Origin of the sequence: Pseudoxanthomonas suwonensis 11-1 (genome assembly GCF_000185965.1) — a bacterium.
Lineage (GTDB): Bacteria > Pseudomonadota > Gammaproteobacteria > Xanthomonadales > Xanthomonadaceae > Pseudoxanthomonas > Pseudoxanthomonas suwonensis_A.
This window is the reverse complement of sequence record NC_014924.1, coordinates 3,160,015-3,171,936: the sequence shown is the minus strand read 5'-3', so window position 1 is coordinate 3,171,936 and position 11,922 is coordinate 3,160,015. Positions and strand designations below refer to the sequence as shown.

Here is an 11,922-nt window from a genome sequence, read left to right as displayed (position 1 = left end):
CGTTGGGGGCGCGACGGATGACGGTGCCGCGGACGTGGCTGCTCAGTGTGCATCGACGGCCGGAGCCACGCGCAGCTCCAGCACGGCGCCCTCCAGGCCGTCGGCCTCCACGCTCACGCGCGCAGTCCCGCTGCGGCCGGGCAGGCCGCGCACGATGGCCAGGGCCAGGCCGCCGAAGGCATTGCGTTCGGCCGAAGGAAAAGCGGTAAGGTCGCGCGGATCGCCGTTGTCGGTGGCCACCAGTTCCGCGGCGCCGTCGATGCGGAATCGCACGCGGGTATCGGCATCGGGCACTGCGCGCCCCTTGGCATCGAGCACGCGCAGGGTGATGAAGGACAGGTCGCGGCCGTCGTTGCCGACTCGCGAGCGGTCGGCCTCCAGCGCCAGGCGTGCGGGTGCGCCGGTGGTCTCCACCGTGGCCGATGCCCACGGCCTGCCATCGCGCCAGGCCTGGACGCGCAGCGTTCCCGGCTGGTAGACGACCTCGTCCCAGCGCAGGCGGTACTCGTAGGCACCCTTCTTCTTCCGGCCCTGGGAAATGCCGTTGACGAACAGTTCGGCCTCGTCGCCGGAGGTGAACACGTGCACCGGCGTGACCTGGCCCTCGCGGCCGGGCCAGTTCCAGTGCGGCAGGATGTGCGCCATCGGCAGTTCCGGGCGCCAGCGCGACTGGTACAGCCAGTAGCGGTCCTTGGGAAATCCGGCCAGGTCGATGATGCCGCTGTAGGAGCTGCGCGACTCGTAGTATGGGGTGGGCTCGCCCAGGTAGTCGAAGCCGTTCCACACGAACTCGCCGGCCACATAGGGATGGCGGTCGAGGGTGGCGAACACCTTGTCGGCGCTGGAGCCGAAATCCACCGCATGCAGCTCGTACGCGCTGACCAGGCGGCGCCGGGAGTCGCCGCCGTTGTGGTCGCGCACCGGCGCGCTCTGCGCCGCGCTTACCGGGAACAGGTAGGTGCCGCGCGTGCTCAGCGCGGAGGCGGTCTCGCTGCCGAAAACCACCTTGTCCGGGAAGGCGGTGCGGAATGCCGGATATGAGGGCGGCGTGCGGATGCGCTCGGTGCCCTCGAACTCCGGCTCCTGGCGGATGCCCTCGCCCTGGTAATTGAGGTTGATGACGTCGAACGCCGCAGGGAACGGCATGTCGGCCTTGGCCCAGTTCATCGAGGCGGTGGCCGGACGGGTGGGATCCTCCTCGCGCACGATCTGCACAAGGCGCCGGCCGATGGCCGCGCCGGCCTCGCCGTCGTACTGCTCGCCGACCTCGTTGCCCACGCTCCACAGGATCACGGAAGGATGGTTGCGGTCGCGGCGCAACATCGCCCGCAGGTCGGCCTCGTGCCATTCCGGGAACACGAGGTGGAAATCCAGCGGCGTCTTCTTCTTCTCCCAGGAGTCGAAGATCTCGTCGATCACCAGGAAGCCCATTGCGTCGGTGAGTTCCAGCAGCTGCGGATCGGGCGGGTTGTGCGCCAGGCGGATGGCGTTGGCGCCCATGCCGCGCAGGATCTCCAGCTGGCGCCGGGCCGCGCGGACATTGAAGGCCACGCCCAGCGCGCCGAGGTCGTGGTGCTGGTTCACGCCCTTGAGCACGATGTGCTCGCCGTTGACCACCACACCGCGGTCCGGGTCCCATCCGACCTGGCGGATGCCGAAGCGCGTCTCGTAGCGGTCGACCACCTGTCCGTCCTGGCGCAGTGTGGTCACGGCGACGTAGCGGTGCGGCTGCTGGTTCGGCGGCGGCCCCCATAGCCGCGGCCGCGCGATCGTGGCGCCGGACGCGGCAGCGCTGCTGCCCCCCGGCACGATCTGGAAGCCGATGCGCGGGATGCGTGCCACCGGAGCGGCGCCGCGCCGTCCGTCCGCATCGAGCTCGTAGAACTCGCTCTCCACCGCCACCTTCACCATGCGGTCGGTGGTGTTGTCCACTTCCACCCGCAGGTGGACGTCGGCGGCCTCGGCGGACACCTGCGGCGTGGTAACCGTGGTGCCCCACTGTGCGACATGCACCGGCGCGGTGCTGACCAGCCAGACGTCGCGGTAAAGTCCGCCGCCGGGATACCAGCGCGCCGAGTCGGGCGGGTTGTCCAGACGGATTGCCAAGGTGTTGTTGCCGCCGAACTCCACGTAGGGCGTGAGGTCCACGCGCCAGCTGTTGTAGCCATAGGGCCAGCCGCCAACCAGCCGGCCGTTGAGCCAGACCGTGGCGTAGGACATGGCGCCGTCCAGGTTCAGGAAGATGCGACGGCCGCGCTGGTCGGCGGGGATGTCGAGCTGCCGCCGGTACCAGCCAATGCCCCAGCTGGTCAGGCGGCCCATGCCGCCGTAGGGGCCGTCGGCGAGGAACGGGCCGGCGATGGCCCAGTCGTGCGGCAGGGTGACCTGCGGCCAGGCCGAGTCGTCGTAGCCGGCGCGCAGGAACGGGATGTCGCCGACGTCCGGCTGCGTGGCCGGAGGCACGTGGCGTTGCGCGGGAGCGCGGATGAAACGGTTGGCCGTCGGCAGGATCCAGGGTTTGAGCACGGGCCGGTCGGCCTGCACCCGGACCGCTGCGTCGGGCCTGCTGTCGGCATCCTTGCCGTCGGCGCTTGCCTGCACCTGAGGCCGCGCGTCGTAGTCCAGGCGACCGTCCACCCCGGTCGGATCGCCGCGGTGGAAGCGCCAGCCTTGGTCCAGGCGGATGCGTTCACGCGGCGCGACTTCCGCCGCCGCCGGCAGCCCGGACGCCAGCGTCGCCAGGCCCAGCAGGAGCGCGGCGAAGCGGCGGGCACGATGCCGCGCAGGAGGCGGCGACTCGGTCGTCATGCAGGCGACTCCACGGGGGCGGACGCGGGGGTTACAGCTTGTAGGCGCGCTTGGGCAGGGTGTAGGCCAGGTCCACCGCGACCTCGGCGGCCTCGTCCTCGTCCATGCGGTGCTCGGCGACCAGCTTCGCCAGCACCGCGCAGTCGATGCGCCGGGCCACGTCGTGGCGCGCGGGAATCGAGAGGAAGGCGCGGGTGTCGTCGTTGAAGCCGACGGTGTTGTAGAAGCCGGCGGTGCTGAGGGTCTGCTCGCGGAAGCGCCACATGCCTTCCGGCGAATCGTGGAACCACCAGGCCGGGCCCAGGTACAGGCAGGGATAGTGCCCGGCCATCGGGCCCAGCTCGCGCGAGTAGGTGGACTCGTCCAGGGTGAACAGGATCAGGCGGAAGTCCGGCTCGTTGCCGAAGCGGTCCAGCAGCGGCTTGAGCGCGTGCACGTAATCGGTGGCCAGCGGGAGGTCGGCGCCGACATTGCGGCCGTGGCGGGCGAACAGCAGCGGGTTGTGGTTGCGATAGCAGCCCGGATGCAGCTGCATCACCAGGCCATCGTCCAGGCTCATGCCCGCCATCTCGGTCAGCACCTGGCCGCGGAACAGTGCCGCCTCCTCGCGCGAGAAGCCGCCCTTGAGGATCTTCGCGAACAGGCGCCCGGCCTCGGCGTGCGACAGGTTGGTGGTCAGCGCACTTTCGTGCCCATGGTCGGTGGAGGTCGCGCCCATGGACTTGAAGAAGGCGCGGCGGTTGCGGTGCGCGCGCAGGTAGCCGTCCCAGCCGTGCACGTCCTCGCCGGTCACATGGCCGAAGCGCTGCAGTGCCTCGGCAAAGGACTCGTGCTCCGGATCGACCACCTCGTCGGGCCGGTAGGCGGTGACGACCTTTCCATTCCAGCCGCTGTCGCGGATGGCCTGATGGTGCGCCAGCGGATCCAGCGGCCCCTCGGTGGTGGCGATCACCTCGATCCTGAAGCGCTCGAACAGGGCACGCGGGCGGAAGCCCTCGGTCTGCAGGGCTTCGGTGATGGTGTCGTAGTAATGGTCCGCGGTACCGGCATCCAGGCGCACGCGCAGGCCGAACACCTCGTGGAACACGTGGTTGAGCCACAGCGACGACGGCGTGCCGCGGAACAGGTGGAAGTTCTCCGCGAACACCCGCCAGGCGTGGCGTGGGTCGACCTGGGCACGGCTGCCATCGGCATGCGGGATGCCCAGCGCATCCAGGCCGATGCCCTGGCTGTAGAGCATGCGGAACACGTAGTGGTCCGGCACCAGCAGCAGCTCGGTGGCATTGGCGAACGTCGCATTGCCGGCGAACCAGGACGGATCGGTGTGCCCGTGCGGACTGACGATCGGCAGCTCCGCCACCTGCGCGTACAGGCGGCGGGCGATCGCGCGCTGGGTCGGATCGGACGGGAACAGGCGGTCCTGGTGCAGGTGCAGCGGGCGGCCGGTGGCGTTCATCGGGTCTTCCATGTGTGGTTGCGTCCGGTCGGGGTCGCGCGTGCCGTCAGCGGCGCACGCTTTCCCCGGGGCCGAGGGTGGTGGGAGTGGGACGGCGCACGAGTTCGATGCGCTGGAACACCAGGGCCGGGTCGACCAGCCACAGTTTGACGGTGTTGGCGCCGGCGCGGACGCGGTGGCGCGAGCTGCCCGCATGCACGTTGTCGGTCACCGCCGCTTCCCAGGCGGTGAAGTCGGGGTCGCCGGGCGAGGGATCCAGGCGGATGTTCACCAGCCGCGGCGGCTCGTCGTTGACCGAGACGGCGTAGCGCAGGCCGCCGCGGTGGCGCAGGTCGAGGGTGGGGGAGACCAGTACCCGCAGTTCGATCTCGCCGTCCTCGTGCATCACCACCGGGTATTCCAGGCGCGCGCCATCGCCGCCGGGCGACAGCGGCTCGCCGGTTGCCGGCCATGCCGTGACCGCGGACAGGGTGCGGCCCAGGTTGGGAATCACCTGCCACTGGCCACCCGGGGGCGGCACCGCGCGGCTGTAATGCTCGGCCTCGATGGCGACCACGCCATTGCCCTCGACGAAGCCGCGCGCACCGCGATGCATTGGCGGCTTGTGCACCGGCACCGTCACGTAGACCTCGGTCCAGTCCTGGCCGCGGATGTAGATGACGCCCTCGTGCCGACCTTCCGGCAGCGCATCCCAGTCGATCTCCAGCTTCAGCGGCTGCTCATCGGTGACCTCGCCGGAAGCCGGCGAGACCTTCAGCCACGACGCGCGGCTGGTGGCGGTGAACGGAATCGGCGCCTGGCCGCGGTTGAACACGACGACCTCGCGGGTCGGCGCGGCCACCGGGTCCAGTTCCGGCAGGCGCGGCGCGCGCAGGCGCACGGGCCAGCCGGCGGGATCGCCTTCGATCGCCACGCCGGTGGCGCCCTTCTCGGGTGCGTCGACGCTCGCCAGCGCCGGCAGCACGTTGCGCGACGGCGACTGCCAGTGGGTATAGCCGATGCGCGGCTGGCTCATCATGTGGATCCACTTGCCGCCGGCGATCTCCTGCTCGTACACGCGCTGCAGCTCGGCATCGCGGCCGAACAGCTCGCGCGCCTTCGCCGCCCAGGCATTGGTCGAGGCCCGGCCCTGCGCCGCGTACAGGCGGTTGCGGGCCACGGCCACGTGCAGGTGGTTGAGGTTGGCACTGGCCAGCACCGGGTATTCGACCAGCTGGTACCAGGCATCGCGGTGGCTGGCCGGGATCTTCGGCGCCAGCGCCTGCATCTTCGCCACCAGTGCGTCCCACTCGCCCAGCACGCGCCCGGCCTCGTTGTCGTGGACCAGGCTCCAGGTCTCGGCGTCGATCAGCTCCGGCTTGCGGCGCGCGTTGAGCCGGGTATAGCCGGTCACGATGTCACCGATGGCCTGGGCGTGCGCCGGGCCGAACTGCTCGGCCGCCCAGCGCGCCGGATAGGCCTTGATCCACTCCAGGTCGGCGGCATCCGGATCCCAGGCCTGGTCGAGGAAGGCACTGATCGGCAGTTCCTGCGGCTTGATGTCGCCGACGTTGACCACCCACAGCCGCTCCACGCCGTGCGCCCAGGCCAGGCGCATCTGCTCCCAGGCGCGCTCGACCTGGGTGGTGTTGAGCCACTTGTAGTTGCGCGGACCGCCGACGTAGTCGAAGTGGTAGTACACGCCGTAGCCGCCAGGACGCTTCTCGGCCGGATCGGGCAGGCGGCGGATGTTGCCCCAGTTGTCGTCGGCGAACAGCAGGGTGACGTCGTCGGGCACGCGCATGCCCTTGTCGTAGTAGTCCTGAACTTCCTTGTAGAGCGCCCACACCTGCGGGGTCTGTTCCACCGGCTTGCCGGTGACCTCGCCGATGATCCGCCGCTGGTCCGCGACGATCTGCTCCAGCAGGGCGGTGGCGGTCTCCTCGCTCATCGGCTCGTCGCCGTCGCCGCGCATGCCCAGGGTGACCACGGCCTCGCGGCCCTGCAGCCGCTCCATGCCACCACGCCAGAACTCCTGCAGCACCTTCGCGTTGCGGCGGTAGTCCCACGGACCCTTGCCGTAGCGCGACCACTCATCGTGGGCGCGCATCATCGGCTCGTGGTGGCTGGTGCCGATCACCACGCCCCAGGCGTCGGCGACTTCGGCATTCTTCGGGTCGTCGTCGTAGAACGCGCGCGGCAGCCACATCGCCGGCCACAGGTAGTTGGCCTTGTGGCGCATGATCAGCTGGAACACGCGCTCGTAGAAACGGTGGTTGGTGCCGCCAAAGCTGGCCTTGCTCCAGCCACCCAGCGCGGGATCCTCGTCGTTGATGAAGATGCCGCGGTAGCGCACCTTCGGCGCGTCGACGAAGCGGCCCGGGGCGATATGCAGGCTGCTGCGCTTCGGTGGCGGCACGTCCGCCCACCAGGTCCACGGCGAGACGCCGACGCGGCGCGAAAGCTCGTACAGGCCGTAGGCCGTGCCGCGACGGTCGGCGCCTACCACCAGCAGGGCGCGGTCGATGCCGGGCTCGGGCCTGTCGACGACCTGCAGCAGGTAGGCCTCCCACACGCCCTCTACGCCACCGGTATCAATCCGGTGATCACGGACGATGCGATCGATGCGCGGGCTGTGGCCCAGGGTACCGGCGATGATCGCCAGCTTCTGCGCGCCTTTGGCTTGCTCCTTGCCGGAGACCGCTGCCAGGTCGCCACGCAAGGCTTCGGCCGCGAGCTTCACCGCCTGGAAATCGCCCTCGTCCACCAGCACCGGCAACGGCGTGCCGCGTTCGATCAAGGCCAGGCTGCCGGAGGTGCGTGTCTCGCAGACCACGGCCGGGCTGCGGCAGTCCTGAGCGGCCAGTGCCGTTCCCGGCAACAGCAAGGCCAGGCCCAGCAGGACGAGGTGACGCTTGTTCATCAGTTGGATCCCTCTAGGTGGCAGCCACGTGCCGGAAGGCCGGCAGGTGGCGTCAGCATTGCGCGCGATGGCTCAGGCGCCATTCGCGCGCGGGAGTTCGAAACGGGCCGGCTCCAGCCGGGGCGCCAGCAGGTGCACCACGACCAGGGCGAAGACATAGGCCGAGCCGGCGATCAGGAAGATGGTGCTGTAGCTGCCGGTGGACTGCAGCTGCGCGCCGGTGAAGAAGGACATGGCCATGCCGCCGACCGAGCCGGCGAAGCCGCCGATGCCGACCACCGAAGCCACGGCCTGGCGCGGGAACATGTCCGACGGCAGGGTGAACACGTTGGCCGACCAGCCCTGGTGGCCGGCCATGGCCAGGCCGATCAGGCCCACCGCCAGCCAAAGGTTGTCGACCTGCGTCACCAGCACCACCGGTGCCACGCACAGCGCGCAGACCAGCATCGCGCCCTTGCGTGCGCGGTTGAGGCTCCAGCCCAGGCGCATGAAGCGCCCGGCCAGCCAGCCGCCGGCGATGCTGCCCACGTCGGCCATCAGGTAGACCACGATCATCGGCGGGCCGATCGTCGCCAGCGACAATCCGTACTCGGAGGCGAGGAACTTGCCGAGCCAGAACAGGAACAGCCACCACACCGGATCGGTGATGAACTTGGCGGCCACGAACGACCACGCCTGGCGGTGCTGCAGCAGCTGCAGCCACGGCACCTTGACCGTGCTCTCCGGCGGATCGGAGCGGATGTGCGCCAGTTCTTCGGCCGAAACGCGCGGCTGCTGCTCCGGCGGGCGGTAGCGGGTCAACCACACCACCAGCCAGATCGCGCTGAGGGCACCCGTGCACAGGAACGCCGCCTGCCAGCCCCAGGCTGCGGCCACGATCGGCACCATCAGCGGCGCGACGATCGCGCCGATGTTGGAGCCCGCATTGAAGATGCCCACCGCCAGCGCACGTTCGCGCTTTGGGAACCATTCGGCGACGGTCTTGACCGCGGCCGGGAAGTTGCCCGCCTCGCCCAGGCCCAGCGCGAAGCGGGCGAGGATGAAGCCCAGCACGCTCGCTGCCAGCGCATGGCCCATTGCCGCCAGTGACCAGATGCTTATCGCCAGCGCATAGCCGATACGGGTGCCGAAGCGGTCGATCACCGCGCCGGCGCACAGCAGGCCGATCGCGTACGCCGCCTGGAACGCCATGACGATGTAGCCGTACTCGATCTCGCTCCAGCCGATCTCGTCCTGCAGGAACGGCGCGAGCACGCCGAGCACCTGGCGGTCGATGTAGTTGATCGTGGTCGCGGCCAGCAGCATGGCGCACACGCGCCAGCGGAACTTCCCGACCCGGGCGGCGACCGCCGGGGTCGACGCGGTCACCGGTTACCTCCGCGCGCCGGAATGACGCGGCGCAACATAAATACGGATTTACTGCGGTGCAGCATAAATACCCCTTCCCGAAGCCACCTGCTTTGATATCGCTATCATTAACACAGCGCGAAATCTGCCACCACCCGTCATCTTCCGTGAAAGTGGCCATCTCAGCGCTGTCATTCCGGAATCGCGATTTCGCCCGTGAAAACAGCGGTTTTCATCGTGCGGCGCAACATCGAAGGTGGATGTTGTGCTGTTCCTTGCACTGCGTTTTGTGAGAGCGCTACCATCGCCGCCGCTCGTGGGACCGGTATCATCAATTCCAATACCGATATCCCCGCTTGCATAAACCACATACCAAATTTGAAGACACCGGTGTACAGCGGCCCTCGCCATTGCCGCGCACCGGACCATCTGTAACGGGAGGGAGTACGGTGAACAGGAAGCCTTGCAAGACCGAGCTGTCGCGCGCACTAGGTCTGCTGTGCCTGGCGCTTGCCAGCGGCAGCGCACTCGCGCAGGAAGCCGCGCCGGCCGCCGCCGCGCCGGCCAATGAGGAAGCAGTCGAACTGGATGCGGTGACCGTCCGCGGTTTCCGCCAGAGCCTGCAGTACTCGACCGAAGCCAAGCGTGACTCGACCGGCTTCACCGATTCGATCTTCTCCGAGGACATCGGCAAGTTCCCGGACACCAACATCGCAGAGTCGCTGGCCCGCATCCCGGGCATCCAGCTCAACCGCGACGTCAACGGCGAAGGCACCAACATCGCCATCCGCGGCCTGCCCAGCAGCTTCACCAAGACCACGATCAATGGCGCTTCTGTCGCCACCGCTTCGATCGGCCTGGATGCGACCAACCAGAACCGCGAAGTCGACCTGAACATGTTCCCGACCGAGTTCTTCAACCAGATCACGGTCTACAAGTCGCCGGTTGCCAGCCTGCCCGAGGGCGGCGCGTCCGGTGTCGTGGACATGCGCAACATGCGTCCGTTCGACATCTCCGGCAACCACGTCACCTACTCGCTGCAGGCCGACTACAACGACAACAGCAAGAAGGCCAGCCCGCGTGGCTCGGTGATCGCCAACTGGAACAGCGAAGACGGCCGCTTCGGCGCGCTGGTCGGCCTGACCTCAACCCGCGGCAAGCTGGGCGTGGAAGGCTACGAGACCATCGGCTGGACCAACCCCAACCTGACCAACGACCAGTGCCTTGGCAACGGCGACCAGGCGGGCTTCCCGTCCCTTGGCCAGCCCTGCAATGTCACCGGTGGCAACGGCTGGCGCATCCCGAACACCGTGCCGGGCACCGCCATCGGCCTGACCCCGGGCGAGACGATCGACGCCGAGTGGCTGCTGGCCAACAACCCGGGCCTGACCACCGCGCAGATCGGTGAAGCGCTGATCCCGCGCCTGGGCCGCCCGGTGCACATGTCCGGCGACCGCGACCGCGACGGCTTCCTGGGCTCGTTCCAGTGGCGTCCCAACGACAGCATGGAGTTCAGGCTCGACACCCTTTACACCAAGGCCCATCGCACCAACAGCCGCGTGGACATGAACCTCATCGGCCGCAACGGCCAGATGATCCCGCAGAACATGCAGCTGGACGAGAACAACGTCGTCACCCGCGCGGACTTCACCAACGCGCAGTTCTTCCTCGAGCACCGCGAGTACATCGAGGACGTGCAGTACTGGCAGATCAACCCGGGCGCGACCTTCTGGTTCGGCGACGACCAGAACGTCAAGCTGGACGTGCAGGCCAGCACCAGCCGCAGCTGGATGTTCCGCGAGTCCCCGACCATCCTGGTCAACTCGCCGTTCACCACCCTCGAGTACACCAACAGCGGTGATACCCCGACCTGGAACACCCCGCTGGATCTGAATGATCCGAACCTGGGCTGGACCTGGGCCGGTGGCCGCCTGAACGTGCAGAACGAGAAGCGCGTCACCGAGACCAGCGGCTTCCGCGCCGACCTGCAGCTGGGCGAGGACCGCAACAACATCAAGCTCGGCGTGGCGTGGGACCAGAACCAGCGCCGCATCCAGGGCTTCGACAACAGCGGTGCGTGGGAAGACCTGGTGTGCCGTGGCCTGAACGCTGACGGCAGCACCCCGGATCCGCGCCCGGCCTGCAACGGCGGCGGCACCGCCCTGTTGTCCGACGCGGCCCTGGCCGGCTACCTGCGCCGTGGTCCGCACGGCTTCATCGTCGTCGACGCCGACCGCTTCAAGAACGACACCAACTACGCCTTCTACCGGGACACCGCTCCGGAGTCCGGCGGCCCGAACACCGGCGGTGCGACCGGCGGATTCGACGAGGAAACCTTCGCCGCCTACGTCGAGGTCAACGGCGAGACCGAGGTGCTGGACCGCAACGTGCGCTTCAACGTCGGCATGCGTTACGTGCAGACCGACCAGGAAGTGGCCGGCCCGGTGACCATCGGCGAAGTGCGCCAGTGGCAGTCGCTGACCGGCGACTACAGCGAGTGGCTGCCGTCGTTCAGCGCCGCCTGGGACGTGGCCGACAACGTGGTCTTGCGCATGTCCGGTTCGCGCACCATGACCCGTCCGAACCCCAGCTCGATGCTGCCGGCCACCACCTTCACCGACATGTCCGCCCAGGTGGCCAACCAGGGCAACCCGGACCTGACGCCGTACATCTCCACCAACTTCGATCTGGGTGGCGAGTGGTACACCGGTGGCGAGGGCTTCGTCGGCCTGACCCTGTTCAACAAGCGCGTGGAGGGCTACACCTTCCAGGGCGTGACCACCCGTCCGTTCCGCAGCCTGGGCATTCCGTTCGAGGACCTGGATCCGACCCAGCAGGTGGCGCTGAACAACCGTGGCGGCCCGGACGTGGCCACGGTCAACGTGCAGCAGCAGGTCAACGCCGACGCCGAGCTGGAGATCCGCGGCTGGGAAGCGATCTGGGTGCAGCCGCTGAGCTTCGTGCTGCAGGGCCTGGGCTTCATGGCCAACTACACCGACCTGGACATCAAGACCCTGGGCAAGGACGCTTCCGCGCTGTCGGGCAACGTCTACGGTGTGGCTCCGTCGATGTGGAACGCGACCACCTACTGGGAGAACGACGTCGCCTCGGTGCGCCTGTCCTATACCTGGGCCGAGGGTGCCGCCGGCACCGGCCCGAACCAGCAGGGCATCCCGTTCGCGCAGATCTACGGCGAGGACCGTGGCCAGCTCGACCTGTCGGCCAGCTACACGCTGAAGAACATCCGTTCGCAGCCGCAGCTGACCTTCAACGTGCTGAACCTCACCGGCGAAGAGCGTCGTTCGTACTTCGCGTTCCCGAACGCGGTCAACGACATGTACGACCCGGGTCGCACCGTCACCGTGGGTATCCGCGGCACGTTCTGATTGTTGCACTGCAATAAGGATTG

General features: G+C 68.5%; 5 protein-coding genes. 1 reads left to right on the top strand and 4 read right to left on the bottom strand.

What is annotated here, in order from left to right; translation table 11 throughout:
* Positions 1 to 42 precede the first annotated feature (42 nt).
* From galB to PSESU_RS14530, 4 genes are all read right to left on the bottom strand, one after another.
* Positions 43 to 2,808 (bottom strand): beta-galactosidase GalB, encoded by a 2,766-nt coding sequence (galB, locus tag PSESU_RS14545; protein ID WP_013536561.1) that lies wholly within the window; start codon positions 2,806 to 2,808, stop codon positions 43 to 45.
* A gap of 31 nt (positions 2,809 to 2,839) precedes the next feature.
* Positions 2,840 to 4,264 (bottom strand): glucuronate isomerase, encoded by a 1,425-nt coding sequence (uxaC, locus tag PSESU_RS14540; protein WP_013536560.1) that lies wholly within the window; start codon positions 4,262 to 4,264, stop codon positions 2,840 to 2,842.
* Positions 4,265 to 4,310: 46 nt separating this feature from the next.
* Positions 4,311 to 7,166, bottom strand: coding sequence for a glycosyl hydrolase 115 family protein (locus tag PSESU_RS14535; protein ID WP_013536559.1), 2,856 nt, complete (start codon positions 7,164 to 7,166; stop codon positions 4,311 to 4,313).
* A 72-nt stretch (positions 7,167 to 7,238) separates the two neighbouring features.
* Positions 7,239 to 8,534, bottom strand: coding sequence for an MFS transporter (locus PSESU_RS14530; RefSeq protein WP_013536558.1), 1,296 nt, complete (start codon positions 8,532 to 8,534; stop codon positions 7,239 to 7,241).
* 428 nt (positions 8,535 to 8,962) lie between these two features.
* On the opposite strand from PSESU_RS14530, the gene PSESU_RS14525 reads away from it, so the two are divergent.
* Positions 8,963 to 11,899 carry a TonB-dependent receptor gene (locus PSESU_RS14525; protein WP_013536557.1) on the top strand — a complete coding sequence of 979 codons (2,937 nt, stop codon included), beginning with the start codon at positions 8,963 to 8,965 and terminating at the stop codon, positions 11,897 to 11,899.
* The last annotated feature ends 23 nt before the right edge of the window (positions 11,900 to 11,922 follow it).

Excerpts from the sequence above, each read along its gene's own strand:
- galB (WP_013536561.1), bottom strand. The coding sequence starts at position 2,808 with ATGACGACCGAGTCGCCGCCTCCTGCGCGGCATCGTGCCCGCCGCTTC.
- uxaC (WP_013536560.1), bottom strand. The coding sequence starts at position 4,264 with ATGAACGCCACCGGCCGCCCGCTGCACCTGCACCAGGACCGCCTGTTC.
- PSESU_RS14535 (WP_013536559.1), bottom strand. The coding sequence starts at position 7,166 with ATGAACAAGCGTCACCTCGTCCTGCTGGGCCTGGCCTTGCTGTTGCCG.